We start from the raw sequence: 17542 nt of genomic DNA on the forward strand, positions 1-17542 counted from the left end.
GGGCGCACTGTGTGCACATAACGCAGGGACGGCGTTACCAGGAAGTGCAAGCAGGGAAGGCTTGCGGTGCACAAGGATGCATGAACAGGAAGTTCATGAAGAAAAGATTATGGAAGAGCTAATGAAACCCCGGCCAGCGGCGGCCGGGGTTTTTTTTATGGGCAAGCAGAGCACAAACTGTTGCGTTAACAAGTGCCATTAACAGGCGTGGTGATAGAACAGGGTGCTTAGCTGGCTCATGGGGGCCGAAACCGACGTTTGGCAGTTTAAACAGCGCAATAGCACGCTGTCTTTACCGGTGCCTTCTAACCGAAACCGATTAAGATAGGGTGTTGTCGCGGTTTCTGCATTGCCACAGTGACGGCATATAATATCCACACCGTGGACTTTTGAGCTAATCATAATATGTCGCACGCTGACCTCCTACCGTAGGGTGGTGAATGGGTACAGGCGTGGTAACGTCCGTGTAGAAATGCATCACGATGGATGCTCAAAAAGTATAGGCAGCCCCCTAGCAAAGCGCTACGAAAAGCATTCTTGGCTTATTTTCGGCATAAAAATGCACAACCAAAAAAATTAATAAAAGTGCTGCTTTTTCTATCTCAGATTAATGTAGTTGACACATTTAAGGTGCAAGGTGAGCAGTAACACAGGGAGCGGTGTTAAGGAGCAGGAGCAAGCACGGAGCGCTTGCAAGACCAAGGATGCACGCATAGGAGGTGCGTGAAGAAGGATTACGGAGGAGTTACTGCGACCCCGGCCAGTGATGGCCGGGGTTTTTTTATACCTATTAAGCGGATTTTTCGTCGTCGCTATCAGGTTTGGCGCTGCCTTGGTGGGTCAGCGGGCTGGCTTGGTCTAGGCGGGGGTGGTTATCCAAGAACTCCCGTTTGAGATCAGACACAGCATCCAGCGCTTGAATGGTGTGGTGCAGCGCATGAATGGCGGCTAGCACGTCTTGGGTGTTGCCAGTTTCCGAAATGGTATGCATGTTGCGGATCGGAAAGCCCATAGAAGTGGCAGCGCTATCAATGGAGGCCAGTACGCCCGCCATGCCGTCGGTGCCGGTATCCACACCCACGATATCCCGTTGCATGGGAATATCCTGCTCTTTTGCAGCACTGGCAATGATGCGGTTAAGTTGCTCACTGGCGATAGAACCCACCGATAATGTAAAGCCTTTGCCCATCTCCAGCGGCTGCATGCGCTTATCGCCAATGCCGGGGGCGGCCACGTAGTCGTGGTTCACGTCGACGCCAATCAGCGCATCGGGCTTGAGCTCGCCGGCTAGTACCCGGCTGCCGAAGCGGCCAATCTCCTCGTAGCTGGCGATGGCAAACATCACCCGCACATTCTCGGTGCCGCCCGCTTCGGCAACCAGGCGTGCCACTTCGGCGGTCACAAAGCAGCCCAGGCCGTTATCTAGATAGGCTCCATAAAATGTGTTTGGGCTAAAGCCTTGGCGAATGGGGCGGTTGAAGATAATCGAGTCGCCCGGGCGCACGCCCAGGTTCAGCACCTGCTGCTTCTTGTTTTCGCCGTGGATCTGTAGGTCGAGATAGATTTGCTCTTTCTTGATGCCTTTGCTGCCATCGCGCTGGGCAGGGTCAGAGAAGTGGATCGCGCCCAGCGCTTCCACGGTGCCGCCTTCGATGCTGCGGTAGCTGCCGGGGGCTTCCGGGTCTTCGCTGAACAGCGTGACTTCATGGCCGATCAATACTCCGGGCAGGAAAGAGTCGGTGTTGATCCAAATTTTACCGTCTTCGCCAATCGAGCGAACCTGCATGCGGATTTTGTCCGCATGGCCGATGATCATCAGCTTGAACATATCATCGCGGCCTGGGTGGGTATCCAGCACCACGCCCGCATTGCCTTTGAACTGGTGCAAATGCCAGCCGCTGGGGGCGAAGCTCTCGAAGTAAGGCTTCAGCACGCCGTAGGTCATCGCACCTTCCAGGCCAACAGGGCTGGGGGCCGCCAAAATATCGCGCATCAGTTTGAACTGCGCGTCGGGCATCGGTTGCGTCCAGGGTTTTGCAGTATCGCTCATCGTGCTTACTCGCTTATGACGGTGGTGAAACGTGAGAGTTAGTCTGCCAGATTCCGAGCACTAATGCGCTGCTTCCACATGCCACGTTTAGCCGATAGTACGGCGCCTGTTTCCGCGTATGATGGAAGATAGCTGGCTATCCATTTACGCCACACTATCACAACAAAAAAATTCACGACGAGGGAGTGTTCATGCCCACTGCAAGCGTTCAAACTCAGCGCTTTAAAGTGCTGTTGGCGGGGGTGTTTAGCCAAATCTTATGTATTGGCATCGCGCGATTTGCCTATACGCCGCTATTACCGGTGATGCAGCAACAAAGCTGGATTAGCGACGCCGACGGCGGCTGGCTGGCGGCGCTTAACTATGCGGGCTATATGCTAGGGGCCGTGCTGGCGGCCTCCATTCGTACCATTTACCTCAAAGACACGCTGTTTCGCATTGGCTTAGTGCTGGCAGTACTGACCACCGCTGGAATGGCGCTGACGGAGCACTTTTGGATGTGGGCAGGGCTGCGCTTTTTGGCGGGCCTTTCTAGCAGTGGCTCGATGCTGCTGGCATCAGGGTTGATTTTGCACTGGCTGATTCAGCACCGCCAGCGAGGCGAGCTGGGCATTCACTTTGCCGGAGTGGGTATTGGCATTGTGGTCGCCGCCCTGGCGGTGGAGTTGATGCTGGCGCTGGCAATGAATTGGCAAGCCCAGTGGTGGGGCTTTAGCGCCCTGGGAGCAGTGCTGTTAGTACCCGCTTGGTGTTGGCTGCCGCGCCCGGTGAAACCGGTGGTGGGCAGCCCTGCCAGCCATCAAGCGCCTGCCCAGCCGCCTAGCCGCACCTTTATGCGGCTAATGCTGCCCGCTTACTTTTGTGCGGGTTATGGCTATGTGATTAGCGCGACTTTTTTGGTCACCATTGTGGAACGCGAGCCGCTGCTGGCTGGGGCGGGGAACTGGGCCTTCGCACTGGTAGGGCTAGCCGCCGCGCCTGCGGTCATGCTGTGGGATTTAATCGCTCGGCGCATTGGTTATTTAGGCGCATTGATTGTTGCCATGCTGGTGCAGGTAGTAGGCATTGTGCTGCCTGCCATAAGCCCAACACTACCGGGCGTATTGATCAGCGCGGTGCTATATGGCGGCACGTTCCTCGGCTGTGTGAGCCTAGTGCTGACCATGGCGGGCAGGCTCTACCCCGCTAGCCCCGCGCGCTTGATGGGGCAGATGACGCTGGCCTATGGCGCGGCGCAAATTGTGGCACCGGCGCTCACCGGTATGCTGGCAGAGGCCTCTGGTCATTACTATGTAGGCCTGTGGCTGGCCGGTGGATTTGTGGGGGCCGGAGCGCTGTTGTTGGCGTGGCTGCGTAGCGTCGACCAAACCGCTCAGCGGCTGGACGCCGAAGCAAAAGCGAGCTACACCACGCCGTGATGCGTGGGCTTTCGCGACAAAATCCACTAGGATAGGCGCTTTTTTCTGACAGGATGGAAGGTCATGGCGTCTTCTGAACAACCTCGCATTCAGTGGCTAGGCCGCTGGGGCTTTATGTTGGCAGCCACCGGCTCAGCGGTGGGGCTAGGCAATATTTGGAAATTTCCCTACATCACTGGGGAGTATGGTGGCGGGGCCTTCGTGCTGGTCTACCTGGCGTGTATTCTGGCGGTGGGCGTGCCGGTGATGATGACCGAAATCGCGTTTGGCCGTCGTGGCCGTGGTAGCCCCATCGACGCCATTCGCCGCGTGGTGAACGAGTCTGGCCGCTCCTCGGCCTGGTCGTTGATTGGCTGGATGGCGATGCTGTGCGGCTTTATGATCCTGTCGTTTTACGTCGTGGTGGCAGGCTGGTCGTTCTCTTATTTATGGAAAATGCTCTCCGGCGGTTTGGCGGGCACCAGCGTAGACGACATGGCCGCCGTGTTCGGAGCCAATAACGCGAATCCGTTAACGCTGGGCGGCTGGAGCACCCTGGTCACGCTGCTGACGATGATCATTGTCGGCAAAGGCGTTCAGGAGGGCATCGAGAAAAATGTCAGCTGGATGATGCCAGGCCTTGTGCTGATGCTCCTGCTGCTGATCGTGTTCGGGGTATTTTCCGGCGGTTTTGGCGATGCGGTGAATTTCCTGTTTTCCTTCAAGGCGGGCAGCCTGTCTAGCGAAGGGATGCTAGCAGCGCTGGGCCATGCTTTCTTTACGCTTTCGCTAGCCTCCGGCGCCATCCTTACCTACGGCAGCTACCTACCCAAAGGCGCTTCCATTGGCCGAACGACGCTGAGCGTGGCCGTGGCGGATACCGTAGTGGCGCTGATGGCGGGGTTGGCGATCTTCCCGGTGATTTTTGCTAACGGCATGAACCCTGGCGAAGGCCCAGGGCTGATCTTTATGAGCCTACCGCTGGCGTTCCAAGCGATGCCCCTGGGCACGCTGTTCGGTGTGCTGTTCTTCTTGATGCTCTCTATGGCGGCGCTGACCTCTTCGATCTCCATGGTGGAGGCCACCGTGTCCTGGCTGTGCGATAACAAAGGCATGAGCCGTAAATCAGCCGCGTGGGCCACCGGCATCGTGCTGTGGCTGATCAGCACGCTGGCGATGCTGTCGTTTAACGTCGGGGCGGATTGGACCTTCGCGGGCAAGAACTTTTTCGATTGGCTGGATTACCTCACCTCCCGCTGGATGATGCCGTTGGGTGGCCTGGGCATGGTGCTACTGGCTGGTTTTGTGCTGAAAAGCGAAACCTTCCGCGATGAGCTGGGGCTGGCGCCGCTGCCTTATACGCTGTGGCTAGCCATGGTGCGCTACGTTAGCCCGCTGGGTATTTTGGTGATTTTTGTCGATGCCCTTGGCTTGTATCAGGTCTCTTTTGCTGCCCACTGGCCGGTGCTGCTAGCGCTGCTGGTCTTGGTAGCGGTGGTGGGCGAAGCCATTAACCCGCGCCTTCGCCAAGCGCTTTCCGCCCGCTAAGCGCTGCTGTTCACGCTTCACCCTGGCGGCGGCAATCGCGCCAGGGTGAGTGCCTGCTTCCATTAACTCATCCCAACAGGTGGTGTAGCGTCTTGAACGGTGCGCGCAGCGCAGTTGCCAAGGCGCGTCGGCGCCGGTCATGCCAAAGCGCAGCGTGCCTTGGCCCATCTTTTGATTAATTTCGTCTACCGTCTTCATCAAGTGAGGGTGCGCCTTGGTGGCAGGCTGTAGCAGGGAGAGCTGATACTGCTGTGCATCCACCAAGTCCAGGAGCATCACACCTGCTTTCATAAACTGAAAGCCAGGGCGATACATCTGGTCCAGCCCTTCGCGTACGGCTTCCAGAATGACTCGGGTGTCATCAGTGGGGGAGTCGAGTGGAATCATCGCGCTGGGCGACAACTGCGGCTGCTCCTTGCGGTGGCGGTTGGTGTTTAAAAACAGCAGGACGGCGCGGGCAAGGCTGCCTTGCTGGCGCAATTTTTCAGCACTGCGCTGGGCGTGGCGGCGCAGCGCCGCGTGCAGCTCCTCTTTCACGCCGGTGGTTTGACCAAATGAACGCGAGGTCATAATGCGCTGGCGGGGTTGCTCAACGGCATTCATCTCCAGGCAGGGCGTTCCGCGCAGCTCTAAGGCGGTGCGGGCTAGAACCACCGAGAAGCGTTTGCGTAGCCGTTTGGGGTCGTGCTCCCGCAAATCCCAGGCGGTGCGAATGCCGCTAACCGCCAGCCGTTCGGCAAGGCGCCTGCCCACTCCCCACACGTCGCTTACTGGCAGCTGTTTCAGCACTGCCTGGGTGGTAGCGCTTTCACCGTGGAGTAAACATACCCCTGCGTAGCAGGGCTGCTGCTTCGCCACCTGGTTTGCAAGCTTCGCCAGCGTATGCGTGGGGGCCAAGCCGATACACACCGGAAGCCCCAGATAGCGGCGAATGTGGCGGCGCAGCGTTGCGGCGAGGGCTTGGCACTGGGCATCGCTAAAGCCATCCAGGTAAATAAACATCTCATCGATGGAGTAGGGGGCCACGTCGGGGCACGCGTCGCGCAGCAGCTGGGCAAGCCGTGCCGACATATCGCCGTACAGCTCGTAGTTGGAGGAGAGCAGGTGAATGACACCACGACGGCGCAACCCTTCTAAGCGGAAGGCAGGCGTTCCCATGGCGATCTCCATGGCTTTCATCTCGGCCGAACGGGCAATCACACAGCCGTCGTTATTCGACATCACGCCAACCGGCTTGCCCTCTAGGGCAGGATTGAACACCCGTTCACAGGAGACGTAAAAATTATTGGCATCCACCAACCCGATCATGGCAAGTACTCGTGAATGACGGCGCGCACCACGCCCCACAGCTGGCAGTTGGAGCCCTCCAGGGGCAGCGGCGGGTAGTGGGGGTGGGCCGAGCAGAGGTGCGGCGTGCCGCGATACAGGGCGTAACGCTTGATCAGCACTTCGTCATCCAGCATGGCGACCAAAATATGCCCTAGGCGCGGCGTCACGCTGCGGTCGACAACCAGTAAATCACCGTCAAAAATGCCCCAGCTTTCCATGCTGTCCCCTGTCGCGGTGAGGTAAAACGTTTGGGTAGGGTGCTTGATCAGCCGCGCATTGAGGTCGAGAGTACGCGGCTCGTAATCTTGAGCGGGCGAGGGGAAGCCGCTAAAGCCTGCGCGGCCTGTGAGTAGAGGAAAAGGCAGCGGCTGAGATGTTAGCGGCAAGGCTGTCGCAACCACGGTTGTTGCAAGATGGACGGGTTGAGACGGCATCGTCGGTATCCTCATGAATAAATAGTGTGTTTATATACAGTATATTTAAACAGTATTTATTCATGGGGGAAAAATTGCAAGCGCTGCCCTCAGCGGGCTAACCATAGCCCCACGACTAGGGCGCTCACGACAGTAATAAAGAACACAAGGTTGCGGGCGCGGGTATCGCGGCGGGGTTTCATGGCAATCTCTCCAATCAGAATACGAAAAGCGTCGTGGCCCAAGGCCGCGTAAAAGCAGCGGAAGCGCTGCGCTGAGCATGGTAACGTTTGCGCCTAAGAGCGTCACCTGACGCGCCGGTTTTTCGCAAAGAGACACCTGTATGAATGACTCCACCCGAGCAGGCACGGCTCCACAGCCGCTTTCCTTGGCGAATGGGCGGCTAGCGGCGCTGAGCTGGGGGCGTTGTGATGCGCCCACATGGCTGGCACTGCATGGCTGGCTGGATAACGCGGCCAGCTTCACACGCTTGGCCCCACGCTTAGTTAACGCGCTGGACATTCGCATCGTGGCGATCGACTTTCGGGGCCACGGGCACTCGGCCCATGCCCCCGCTGGCGGCGACTACGCGCTATGGGACTACACCCATGATGTGTTGGATGCCATGGAAGCGCTAGGCCTCGAGCGGACCACGCTGCTAGCGCACTCGATGGGAGCGGCGGTCGCCTGCCTGCTAGCGGCGGCGCTGCCTGAAAAAGTCGCCCGCTTAATCCTGTTGGATGGTTTGGGTGCGCTGAATACAGCGGCTGAAGAGACGGCAGGCCAGCTACGCAAGGGCATTATCGCCCACCGGCGGCCCATTTCCCGTGCGCCCCGCTACCCGGATCTTGAAAGCGCCGTGGCGGCCCGTGTGGCGGGCGGGGTCACGCCGCTGGATAGCATTACCGCAACACCGCTGGTTGAGCGCAATACCCAGGCCACTGCCGATGGTAAAGTGCAAATGCGTACCGATAGTCGCCTGCTCAAGCCTTCGCTGGTGCGCTTTACGCCGCAGCAGGTGCTAGCGGTACTGGCAGGAATACAAGCCCCCGTACTGTTGATAGAAGGAGAGGGTGGGATTTTGGGCGAGCGTGCCTGGGCATCCCAGGCACGCCAGGCAGTACCCGTGCTGACAAGGCACGTACTGGCGGGTGGCCACCATCTGCACTTGGAGCCGCAATCCGTTGAGCGGGTAGCGACAGTGATTTGCCAAGCGAACACGGCAAGATAGCAGCCCATGCTCATCAGCACTCACGCAGACAAGTCTTCATGCCAAAAGGGAGGGGCAGAAAGTGATTAACCAATTAAGCGGCCAAGCACTGGGCGATGGCAATAAAGTAGCGCTGGTGCTTGGCAGCGGCGGTGCCAGGGGGTATGCCCACATTGGTGTGATTGAGGCATTGGAGGCCCGTGGGTTCGAGATTATTTCCATTGCCGGGTGTTCCATGGGAGCGCTGATTGGGGGTATTTACGCCTCCGGCAAGCTGCCGGAGTACCGAGAGTGGGTGTGCAACCTCGACTACTTGGATGTACTCAAGTTAGTGGATGTCACCTGGAGTCCGATGGGGGCGATGCGTGCCAACAAAGTCATGAGCAAGCTGGAAGCGCTGGTGGGCGATACACTTATTGAAGACCTGCCGATTCCGGTCACTACTGTGGCGACGGATTTAGTACGCCAACGGGAAGTGTGGTTCCAAAACGGCCCGTTGCTACGTGCCATTCGCGCCTCTATTGCAGTGCCGGGCGTGATTACACCGGTACATGTCGGCGAGCAGGTGCTAGTGGATGGCGGTCTACTCAACCCGCTGCCAATGATGCCCGTATTAGCGGCCCATGAGGCCGACTTTGTGGTAGCGGTGAACGTCACCGCCCACAGCCCGCAGCCGGTTACGTTAGAGGAGCTGTTGCCCCAGGAGGAGAGTGGCGACAACCGCACCGCCTTAGAGCGGGACCGCGACGCCAATATTGGTAGCTGGATGGATGAAGTGCGGGCCACCACGCGGCGGCTATGGGGCGGGCTGGGTGGCAACGGTGACGAGAGCGACGACGATGAAACGGTGGACCTACGCGGTAAGCGCGAGTGGGGCAAGCTGGATATGATTCTGGAGTCGTTTGATATTACCCAGGCAGCGCTGGCGAAATATAAGGTGGCCGGCTACCCGCCGGACGTACTGATCGAAATTCCTAAAACGGTCTGCAGTACCTACGAATTCCACCGGGCCAATGAGCTGATCCGCCTGGGTCGCCACCTGGCCGACGAAGCCCTGGAACGGCGAATGCCCAGCACCGCCTCCGATGCTAGCGAGTAAAGCGGGGGCTACTGCCCGCGTTTGCGTAGCAGGATATATACCGCCCCGGTGCCGCCATCGATATCGGTGGCGGAGCAGAACGCCAGCACGCCGGGCCACTCCCGTAGCCACGCATTGGTGTGGCTTTTTAGCACCGGAAAATCGGCGGTCGTGCCCCACGCCTTGCCATGCACCACCAGCACGCAGCGCAGCCCCTGGGCGGCGGCATCGCGCAGGAAACTCTCCAGCTCCAACCGTGCTTCCTCCAGGGTATAGCCGTGCAAATCCAGCCCCGCCTGCCAAGCCGTTTGGCCACGCTTGAGCTGGCTGAACGTGCGCCAGGGCAGGTCGGGAACGCTGAACTCCAGGTATTCTGATGGGCGTACCGCTTCTACCCGGCCATCGGAGGTGCGCCCGCTGGTTTGTAGCGTGCTGCTCTCGACCGCTGCCCGCCGCCGTGCTTCGTTGGCATCTGACAGGCGCTTGGGTTTGCCGGGGTCGGCTTGGTTGGTGGTAATACGGCGTACCCCTGCCGCCTCCAACGCTTGGCGAAAGGCATTAATATCGTCGTCGGTGGGCAGGTGTCGCGTCATGGTTGGCTCAAATCAAAAAGTAGCGGTGAATAAGAAAACAGCATTAGCGAGAAGCGCACAGTACTTTGAACAAGACAGTATAGCGAGCCTAGCGCTGCTGTGAACCAGGCAGCGTCAAAGGTACAATCCCCTGATAGCCTTATTAACTCCAGGAGCCCTTGTGACCACGCATCACTTTGATGAGTCTTCTCCCTCAACGCTGTCACTGCCCGATTCGGCGTTAGTGTGCGATCTTTTAACACTGCGCGACTATTTACGCTGGGTCTCCAGCGAGTTCTACTTGGCGGGGTTGCACTATGGGCATGGCACGCAGTCACCCTGGGATGAAGCGGTCGCGCTTTGCTTAGGCGCGCTGCATCTGCCCTGGAATGTCGACCCTGCCGTGCTGGATGCGCGGCTGCTGCCCGTCGAGCGTGAACGGATCATTCGCTTGGCCCGTGAGCGAGTCACCACGCGCCGCCCGCTGCCGTATCTGCTGGGTGAAGCCTTCTTTGCCGGCTACCCCTTCAATGTGGACGAGCGGGTGCTGATTCCCCGCTCACCGATTGCCGAGCAGATTGAAGATGGCTTTGCGGCCTGGTTCCCGGAGGAGCCTCCCGCCCGCGTGCTGGACTTATGCACCGGCTCTGGCTGCATTGGCATTGCCACGGCGTTGGTACTACCTACCTGCGAAGTGACCCTGGCGGATATCAGTCAGGATGCCCTGGCCGTAGCGCGACAGAATATCACGCGCCACGATGTAGGCGACCGCGTGCGCGCCGTGGAGTCGGATGTGTTTAACGGCTTGGAAGGGCAGCGCTTTGACCTGATCGTTTCTAACCCGCCCTATGTAGATGAGCGCGACCTAGCGACCATGCCCGCAGAGTTCCGCCACGAACCCTCGCTGGCGCTGGGGGCGGGCAGCGACGGCCTGGATATCGTGCGGCGTATTCTGCGCGAGGCCCGTCAGCATCTAACGGCGGAAGGCTGGCTGATTGTCGAAGTCGGCAACTCCGACCGCCATGTAGAGGCCGCCTTCCCCGAGGTGCCCTTTATCTGGCTTGAATTCGAGCGTGGCGGCCAGGGCGTATTTGCCCTGAGCGCCGCTGAACTCGACGCCCATGCGGCGTCTTTTGCGTGAGGAATTAACGCCCATGTCTGGCAATACGTTTGGCAAACTGTTTACCGTCACCACCTTCGGCGAAAGCCACGGCCCTGCACTAGGGGCCATTGTGGATGGCTGCCCCCCCGGCATTGCGATTAGCGAAGAGGACTTGCAGGGCGATTTGGACCGCCGCCGCCCTGGCAGCTCGCGCCATACCACCCAGCGCAAAGAGCCCGACCAGGTGCGGATTCTTTCCGGCGTGTTTGAGGGCAAAACCACCGGCACCTCCATTGGCCTGCTGATCGAGAACACCGACCAGCGCTCCAAGGACTACTCCAAGATTAAAGACCAGTTCCGCCCCGCCCACGCGGACTACACCTACCACCACAAATACGGCCACCGGGACTACCGGGGCGGCGGCCGCTCTAGCGCGCGGGAAACTGCGATGCGGGTTGCCGCCGGTGCGATTGCTAAAAAGGTGCTGGCGGCACAGGGCATTCAAATCCGCGGCTATATGAGCCAGCTTGGCCCGATCAAGATCGACTTCAAAACCTGGGATGCCGTCGATCAGAACGCCTTCTTCTGCCCTGACCCCGACAAGGTCCCCGAGCTGGAAAGCTACATGGACCAGCTGCGCCGGGATCAAGACTCCGTGGGCGCGGAAATTACCGTGATTGCCGATGGCGTGCCCGTAGGCCTAGGCGAGCCGGTATTTGACCGCTTGGATGCTGACTTGGCGCACGGTTTGATGAGCATTAACGCGGTAAAAGGGATCGAGATTGGCGCGGGCTTTGGTTGTATTGCCCAGCGCGGCAGCGAACACCGCGACGAGATGACCCCGGAAGGCTTTCTCTCCAACCATGCTGGCGGCGTGCTGGGCGGTATCTCCAGCGGGCAGCCTATTGTTGCCCGCCTAGCGCTGAAACCCACCTCCAGCATTACTACGCCAGGGCGCTCTATCGACGTACATGGCGAGCCGGTCGAGGTGATCACCAAAGGGCGCCACGACCCCTGCGTGGGTATTCGGGCAACGCCGATTGCTGAAGCCATGATGGCCATCACGCTGCTCGACCATTGGCTGCGCCATCGGGCCCAAAACGCTGATGTCAGCGTTGATACACCGCGATTAGGCCAGCGATAACGCCAAGGTGTGCTGAGTGGTTCGCTGCTACACTCAAGGAAGATGGTTAAGGAGACCCCTATGAAAATTAACGTTGAGTTTGACCTAACACCGGATGAGTTTCGGCAGTCGTTGGGGTTACCGGATGTTGAAGCATTCCAGCAGAGCCTGTTGGACAACATCCAACGACAAATGGAATCTGGGGTAGAAGGCTATGACCCCATGAGCTTAATGCGCCCTTTTTTGCAGCAGCCTATGATGCAGCAAGGGCTTTCACAGGGGTTGGCTAATTTTGGCACCTACCAGCAGATGATGCTGGATATGCTGCGTCAGGCAGGCAGTGCCCAAACAGGTGGCTCAAGTAGCACTACTGCCCGGGAGGATAGCGAACCATCGTCAGCGGCAAGCGAGAAAAGCACCAAGGCGAAAGCGACGGCCTCTTCGCGCTCGCGTGCCAAATAGTCGATGGTAAAAGCGCTATTGAAAGAATTCGCGCTGGAAAAGCGAATACGGGGTATGTTTGGGAGTACGCGTTGAAAAACGTTTTGAAGAGCGTGTTGAAAAGTGTTGAATACATAGCATCGGAGCGATGGTGACGCTCCTTGTTGCAAAGCAGCATGCCAGGCAGTACTCTTTTTGCAGTGCAGCAATTTGCGGTGTGATGAGCCACTCCAGGCTCATGCCAAGGAACCAGAGAGGAGCAACCACAATGCAAGACAAGATGATGGACGCCTTTAACGCCCAAACCCGCCAGATGTTCGAGCCGATGCGTAAAATGAATTCGCTGATGCTCAACAATATGGAAAAAATGACCCAGTATCAGCTAGAAGCGATGAAACGCTATAGCCAGATGGGAACAGAACGGATCCGCAGCGCCACTGAAATTAGCGATGCCGAGAGCCTACGCGATTTTGGTACTAAACAAGCGGAAATGATGAACGAGCTCTCCCAGCAGATGCAGGAAGACGCACGGGCAATGAGTGAAATGAGCTTGCAGTTCAAGTCCGATATGGAAAAGCTGTTTAGCGAAGCCGCGCAACAAATGAGCGAACAGGCGAGCGCTACTACCGCTAAAGGCGAACAGCCCGCGAAAGCTTCAAGCCACTCTTCCCGTAGTAAGAGCTAAGGGTAGCGAGTGTTTCGCGGCGCCTTTAAGGCGCCGCGTTCTTTTGCCGTGTATATTCGCTGCGCTCATGCGCCGCGTTCATGAGAGAGTTGCCAGGGCGAATACTGTCCAGCAAGTGAGGGGGAAGTTGTATGCAGTCAGGGTGGAAAATGCCGTCTCAACAGTTATCTCAAGAAGAGCTGGAGGCATGGAAGGCGCAGCTTGACGACATTGGTGAACAGTACAAAGGTCTGCTAGAGGACCTGCTGTCACGGATGGTGCCCAGCGAAGCCGCTGACTCCGTTTACAGCGATATGCGCGAAAGCTTTGAAGCCGCCGCCCGTTCGCTAATGAGTAACCCAAATTTGCTGTGGCAAACCCAGTCGCGTCTGATGCAGGATCAGTGGTTGCTGTGGCAGCAGGGGGTGCGTGCCATGGCCGGTGAACAGGTGGCTCCGCTGATTACGCCACCTAAGCATGACCGCCGTTTCAAGGATGAAGCGTGGACTACAGATCCGTACTACATGGCGATTATGCAGCAGTATTTACTATTTTCGCAGATGGTCGAGGAGCTGATTAACGACCTGGATGTAGACCCTACTCTCAAACGCAACTTGGCGTTCTATGCGCGCCAGTTGGTGAACGCGATGTCGCCGACCAACTTCGTCTCCACCAACCCGGAAGTAATGCGCTGCACCTTGGAAACCAAAGGGCAAAATCTTGTCGATGGCCTTGCCCGGCTGCGGGAAGACTTAGCGAATTCGGCGGAAGGCATTAACATTCGTATGACCGACCGCAGCGCCTTTGGTGTGGGCGAAAACATTGCTGTGACGCCCGGCGCCGTAGTGTATGAAAACGAGTTGATTCAGCTGATTCAGTACACGCCAAGCACCGAGCGCACCTTTAAAACCCCGCTGCTGATCGTGCCGCCCTGGATCAACAAGTACTACATTCTGGACCTGCGGCAAGATAACTCGCTAGTGAAGTGGTTGGTGGACCAAGGGCATACGGTGTTTCTGATCTCCTGGCGTAACCCCGGCCCCGAGCAGCGCGACATTACCTGGGCCGACTATATGCAGATGGGGCCGATCAGCGCCATGGAAGCGATTGAACAGGCCTGCGGCGAGAAGTCGGTCAACCTACTGAGCTACTGTGTGGGTGGCACGCTAACGGCCTCCACCGTGGCATACCTCACCAGCACCCGCCGTGGTCGCAAAGTAAAGTCGGTCACCTACATGGCCACGCTGCAGGATTTCCGCGATCCGGGTGATATTGGCGTGTTCCTAAACGAGCGCGTGGTGCAGGGCATCGAGCAAAGCATGCAGATGAAGGGCTATCTGGATGGTCGTTCTATGGCCTACACCTTCAACCTGCTGCGGGAAAACGACCTGTTTTGGTCGTTCTACATCAACAACTACTTGAAGGGCGAGATTCCCGCTGCTTTCGACCTGCTCTACTGGAATACCGATGGCACCAACCTGCCGGCAGGCACCCACGCTTGGTACCTGCGCCATATGTATCTGGAAAACCGTTTGGTAGAGCCAGGTGGTATCGAACTCGACGGCGTTAAAATCGACCTACGCAAAGTCTCCACGCCCAGCTATTTTGTCTCCACCAAAGAGGATCATATCGCTAAGTGGAACAGCACCTACTACGGTGCGCTGCTGCCCAAAGGCCCCGTGACCTTTGTGCTGGGTGGTTCCGGGCATATTGCGGGGGTCGTTAACCCGCCCCATAAAAATAAGTACGGCTACTGGACCAACGACAACCTGCCCGATACCCATGAGGCGTGGCTGGAAGGCTCCACGTTTAACGAAGGCTCCTGGTGGCCCCACTGGCAGGCTTGGGTCACCGATAATGGCTACGCGGATGCGGACCCGAAGAAAATGGTGCCCGCCCGCCAGCCAGGGGAGGGGGAGCTAAGCATTATCGAGCCCGCCCCGGGACGCTATGTCAAAATGACGATTCCAGAAGTGTTAGGCGAGGTCCCTGGAAGCGAACAAGAGTAGCCCAGCGGCGGATTCGTCCTTAAGCAAAGCCCCTGCCACCAAAAGGTGACAGGGGCTTTGTGATTCAATCCCGTTGCAGTCCCGCTTGCGATCCGCCTTAACGCCGACGCACAAACCCGAGTAGCAGGAGCAGCGCGGCAAGCAGCCAGATGGGCAGGCTGCCCATGCGGTTGAAGGGGGTTAGCCCTTCCATGGCGTAGAACTCGCCGGTGAGATAGGTAGTTTCAAACTGCGGTGCGCGGTCCACCAGCTCGCCACGGGGGTTGATGATCGCGGTGATACCGTTGCTGGTGGCGCGGATCACGTAGCGGCCATTCTCCAACGCACGTAGGCGGGCCATTTGCAGGTGCTGGTGCGGGCCAATGGAGGCACCAAACCAAGTATCGTTGGAAACCGTCACGATCACGCCGCTATCGGCCGCCCGCTGGGCGACAAGCTGAGGGTAGATGATTTCGTAGCAAATGGCGTTACCAATGGCGATACCTGCCGCCTGCATGGGCATCTGTTCTGCCGCGCCTTTGCTAAAGCTGGACATCGGCAGGTCGAAGAAATCGATCGCGCCACGCAGCACGCTCTCCAGCGGCAGGTACTCCCCAAACGGCACCAGGTGCTCTTTTTGGTAGCTGCCTTCCACGTTGCCCACGCCAATCACGCTGTTGAAGTAGCGGTTGTTTTCATCCACTTGAACAATACCGGTCAGCAGGGCCGCCTCTGGGGGGAGGTTCGCCTGCACGCGCTCAAGCACCGGGCGCGCTTGGCTATCGATCATGGGCAGCGCGGTTTCGGGCCATAAAATAAGATCCGCGTCGTCGGCTACTTGGCGGGTTAATGCGCTATAGGTATTGGCCGCCGTGCGCTGTCCTTCCGGGGTCCACTTTAGCAGTTGTGGCAGGTTACCCTGCAGTAGTGCGACGCGGGTAGGCTCACTGGCCGGCGTTGTCCACTGGCTGGGTAGCGCCAGGGGGGCGAGCCAGATAGCGGCCAACGGCAGCGCGGCCCACCACCGGCGGCGCAATAGCTCAACCCCCAGCGTGCCTGTGAGCACTACCAGCAGTGAGAGTAGGTAGACGCCGCCCACCGGTGCCCAACTGGCCAGCGGGGAATCCACATAGCTGGAACCCACCAGCAGCCACGGAAAGCCGGTGAATAGGTAGGTTCGCAGCACTTCGCCCAGCACCCAGGCGCCTGCAAAGGTCAGCAGAGCCCAGCGGGGGCCGATAAAGCGCCGATAGAGCCAGAACGTACCCGCGAAGAAGAGCGCGAGAACGCTGACAAACAGCGCCGTTAAAAAGACCGCGAGCGGTACCCCGGTGTAGCCGTAGTCGTGTATCGAGACGTAAACCCATGAGGTACCGCTGGCAAACAGCGCTACGCCATACAGCCAGCCTTTTAAGGCCGCCTGGGTAGGGCTTAGGGTATGCAGGCCCGCATACAGCAGGCCGATGGCCACGGGGCCAAGCCACCAAAGTTCAAACGGGGAGGCGGTCAGCGTGGTAAAGCCGCCCGCCACCAGGGCGGCGAGCAGCTGTAGCGTCAACGTGGGCGTGAACCCCATGGCGATATCCTATCAGCAGGGTGGTACAGGCAAGTGGGGAGCGACAGGCTAGTCGTCCTGGTGTTCGTCGTCAGCGGCGTCGCTGTCGCGATAGGCCTCTAGCAGACGAATCCGGCGGTTATCCGCATTGAGAATCACAAAACGCCAGCCGCCTAGGCTGGTGTGCTCGCCGCGACCTGGCAGGTGGCCAAACTGCTGCATCACAAGGCCGCCTACCGTATCAAACTCATCGTCGGAGAATTCGGTGCCAAAGCGCTCGTTGAAATCTTCAATCGGGGTGAGGGCGCGAATCGCGAAGTGGCCGTTCTCCAGCGTGCGGATATCGTCCTCTTCATCCGTGTCATGCTCATCTTCGATATCCCCGACAATCTGCTCAAGAATATCCTCGATGGTGATGATACCCGCCGTGCCGCCGTACTCATCCACTACAATCGCCATGTGGTTATGGGTTTCGCGGAACTCTTTCAGCAGCGTGTTTAAGCGTTTGGACTCTGGAATAAACATGGCAGGGCGCAGCACGTCTTCCAGCTTGAATGCATCGCGGCTCTCTTGCGATTGCGACAGCAGCGGCAGCAGGTCTTTGACTAGCAGGATGCCTTTGACATCGTCCAGGTTTTCGCCCACCACCGGATAGCGGGAGTGGCCGGTTTCCTGGATCAGCGGCAGGTAGTCATCCCGCGTTTGGTCAAGGGTAATAGCCGATACCTGAGAGCGTGGGATCAGAATTTCACGCACTTGCTGGTCGCTGATCTCAAGCGCGCCTTCAATAATCATGATGGCGTCTTGATCCAGTTTCAGTTTCCCTGCGGTATGGCGTAAAAACGTCATCAGCTCGTCCCGCGAGCTAGGTTCGTCGTTGTCTCCGGAAAGGGCGCCAAAGAGTTTCTCGAGCCATGATTTTTGATTGGGGTTGCTCGATCGGTCTTCGCTCATTGCGTCAAATCTCTCAGTTACGGACAGATGGTTACGAACAGGTAGTAACAAGTAAACAAGTCATCGTTTTATCATTGAGTGGCAGCAGACACCACCCTAAACATTCGGCTGGTTCAGG

The 17542-nt window shown here is 58.3% G+C and carries 15 protein-coding genes; 9 read left to right on the forward strand and 6 right to left on the reverse strand.

Annotation, left to right across the window (positions count from 1 at the left end; translation table 11 throughout):
* Positions 1-790 precede the first annotated feature (790 nt).
* Positions 791-2050: a M20/M25/M40 family metallo-hydrolase gene (locus tag LG300_RS04430; RefSeq protein ID WP_404377182.1), complete on the reverse strand. Its 1260-nt coding sequence runs from the start codon at positions 2048-2050 to the stop codon at positions 791-793.
* A 191-nt stretch (positions 2051-2241) separates the two neighbouring features.
* Between LG300_RS04430 and LG300_RS04435 the strand changes: the two genes are divergently transcribed.
* Complete coding sequence (locus LG300_RS04435; RefSeq protein WP_404377183.1) at positions 2242-3468, forward strand: YbfB/YjiJ family MFS transporter; 1227 nt, start codon at positions 2242-2244, stop codon at positions 3466-3468.
* Between the two features lie 63 nt (positions 3469-3531).
* Positions 3532-4995, forward strand: coding sequence for a sodium-dependent transporter (locus tag LG300_RS04440; RefSeq protein ID WP_404377184.1), 1464 nt, complete (start codon positions 3532-3534; stop codon positions 4993-4995).
* Here the strand turns inward: LG300_RS04440 and LG300_RS04445 are convergent.
* Entirely contained in the window at positions 4918-6303 is a 1386-nt protein-coding gene (locus tag LG300_RS04445; protein WP_404377185.1) for a Y-family DNA polymerase, read from the reverse strand. The two genes, LG300_RS04440 and LG300_RS04445, sit on opposite strands and share 78 nt — an antisense overlap.
* Positions 6300-6758: a LexA family protein gene (locus LG300_RS04450; RefSeq protein WP_404377186.1), complete on the reverse strand. Its 459-nt coding sequence runs from the start codon at positions 6756-6758 to the stop codon at positions 6300-6302. The genes LG300_RS04445 and LG300_RS04450 overlap by 4 nt, the downstream gene beginning before the upstream one ends.
* Positions 6759-7080: 322 nt before the next feature.
* Between LG300_RS04450 and LG300_RS04455 the strand changes: the two genes are divergently transcribed.
* A complete protein-coding gene (locus LG300_RS04455; RefSeq protein ID WP_404377187.1) occupies positions 7081-7968 on the forward strand; it encodes an alpha/beta fold hydrolase in 888 nt (295 codons plus the stop codon).
* Positions 7969-8029: 61 nt separating this feature from the next.
* Positions 8030-9046, forward strand: a complete 1017-nt coding sequence (locus LG300_RS04460) for a patatin-like phospholipase family protein (RefSeq protein WP_404377188.1) — start codon at positions 8030-8032, stop codon at positions 9044-9046.
* 8 nt (positions 9047-9054) lie between these two features.
* Here the strand turns inward: LG300_RS04460 and LG300_RS04465 are convergent, their stop codons facing one another.
* Positions 9055-9618 carry a Smr/MutS family protein gene (locus LG300_RS04465; RefSeq protein WP_404377189.1) on the reverse strand — a complete coding sequence of 188 codons (564 nt, stop codon included), beginning with the start codon at positions 9616-9618 and terminating at the stop codon, positions 9055-9057.
* A gap of 160 nt (positions 9619-9778) precedes the next feature.
* Here LG300_RS04465 and prmB point away from each other — a divergent pair, with 160 nt between their 5' ends.
* The 5 genes from prmB (at position 9779) to phaC (ending at position 14936) form a co-directional block, all read left to right on the forward strand.
* The gene (gene prmB / locus LG300_RS04470) at positions 9779-10738 is read left to right on the forward strand and encodes a 50S ribosomal protein L3 N(5)-glutamine methyltransferase (protein WP_404377190.1); all 960 of its coding nucleotides are present in this window, start codon (positions 9779-9781) and stop codon (positions 10736-10738) included.
* A 13-nt stretch (positions 10739-10751) separates the two neighbouring features.
* Positions 10752-11843 (forward strand): chorismate synthase, encoded by a 1092-nt coding sequence (aroC, locus tag LG300_RS04475; RefSeq protein WP_404377191.1) that lies wholly within the window; start codon positions 10752-10754, stop codon positions 11841-11843.
* Between the two features lie 60 nt (positions 11844-11903).
* The gene (locus tag LG300_RS04480; RefSeq protein WP_404377192.1) at positions 11904-12284 is read left to right on the forward strand and encodes a hypothetical protein; all 381 of its coding nucleotides are present in this window, start codon (positions 11904-11906) and stop codon (positions 12282-12284) included.
* 247 nt (positions 12285-12531) lie between these two features.
* Positions 12532-12948: a phasin family protein gene (locus LG300_RS04485; RefSeq protein WP_404377193.1), complete on the forward strand. Its 417-nt coding sequence runs from the start codon at positions 12532-12534 to the stop codon at positions 12946-12948.
* A 131-nt stretch (positions 12949-13079) separates the two neighbouring features.
* Positions 13080-14936, forward strand: a complete 1857-nt coding sequence (gene phaC / locus LG300_RS04490) for a class I poly(R)-hydroxyalkanoic acid synthase (protein ID WP_404377194.1) — start codon at positions 13080-13082, stop codon at positions 14934-14936.
* 97 nt (positions 14937-15033) lie between these two features.
* Here phaC and lnt read toward each other — a convergent pair whose 3' ends face one another.
* Positions 15034-16491, reverse strand: a complete 1458-nt coding sequence (gene lnt / locus LG300_RS04495; RefSeq protein WP_404377195.1) for an apolipoprotein N-acyltransferase — start codon at positions 16489-16491, stop codon at positions 15034-15036.
* 48 nt (positions 16492-16539) lie between these two features.
* Positions 16540-17424 (reverse strand): HlyC/CorC family transporter, encoded by an 885-nt coding sequence (locus LG300_RS04500; protein WP_404377196.1) that lies wholly within the window; start codon positions 17422-17424, stop codon positions 16540-16542.
* Between the last annotated feature and the right edge of the window lie 118 nt (positions 17425-17542).

This window comes from Vreelandella aquamarina (assembly GCF_044805175.1).
Lineage (GTDB): Bacteria > Pseudomonadota > Gammaproteobacteria > Pseudomonadales > Halomonadaceae > Vreelandella > Vreelandella aquamarina_B.

What these genes read in the sequence shown, in the direction of transcription:
- lnt (WP_404377195.1), bottom strand. Translation starts at nt 16,491, where the DNA reads ATGGGGTTCACGCCCACGTTGACGCTACAGCTGCTCGCCGCCCTGGTG.
- LG300_RS04455 (WP_404377187.1), top strand. Translation starts at nt 7,081, where the DNA reads ATGAATGACTCCACCCGAGCAGGCACGGCTCCACAGCCGCTTTCCTTG.
- LG300_RS04445 (WP_404377185.1), bottom strand. Translation starts at nt 6,303, where the DNA reads ATGATCGGGTTGGTGGATGCCAATAATTTTTACGTCTCCTGTGAACGG.
- LG300_RS04500 (WP_404377196.1), bottom strand. Translation starts at nt 17,424, where the DNA reads ATGAGCGAAGACCGATCGAGCAACCCCAATCAAAAATCATGGCTCGAG.
- aroC (WP_404377191.1), top strand. Translation starts at nt 10,752, where the DNA reads ATGTCTGGCAATACGTTTGGCAAACTGTTTACCGTCACCACCTTCGGC.
- LG300_RS04435 (WP_404377183.1), top strand. Translation starts at nt 2,242, where the DNA reads ATGCCCACTGCAAGCGTTCAAACTCAGCGCTTTAAAGTGCTGTTGGCG.
- LG300_RS04440 (WP_404377184.1), top strand. Translation starts at nt 3,532, where the DNA reads ATGGCGTCTTCTGAACAACCTCGCATTCAGTGGCTAGGCCGCTGGGGC.
- LG300_RS04430 (WP_404377182.1), bottom strand. Translation starts at nt 2,050, where the DNA reads ATGAGCGATACTGCAAAACCCTGGACGCAACCGATGCCCGACGCGCAG.
- LG300_RS04450 (WP_404377186.1), bottom strand. Translation starts at nt 6,758, where the DNA reads ATGCCGTCTCAACCCGTCCATCTTGCAACAACCGTGGTTGCGACAGCC.
- LG300_RS04465 (WP_404377189.1), bottom strand. Translation starts at nt 9,618, where the DNA reads ATGACGCGACACCTGCCCACCGACGACGATATTAATGCCTTTCGCCAA.
- phaC (WP_404377194.1), top strand. Translation starts at nt 13,080, where the DNA reads ATGCAGTCAGGGTGGAAAATGCCGTCTCAACAGTTATCTCAAGAAGAG.
- LG300_RS04480 (WP_404377192.1), top strand. Translation starts at nt 11,904, where the DNA reads ATGAAAATTAACGTTGAGTTTGACCTAACACCGGATGAGTTTCGGCAG.
- LG300_RS04485 (WP_404377193.1), top strand. Translation starts at nt 12,532, where the DNA reads ATGCAAGACAAGATGATGGACGCCTTTAACGCCCAAACCCGCCAGATG.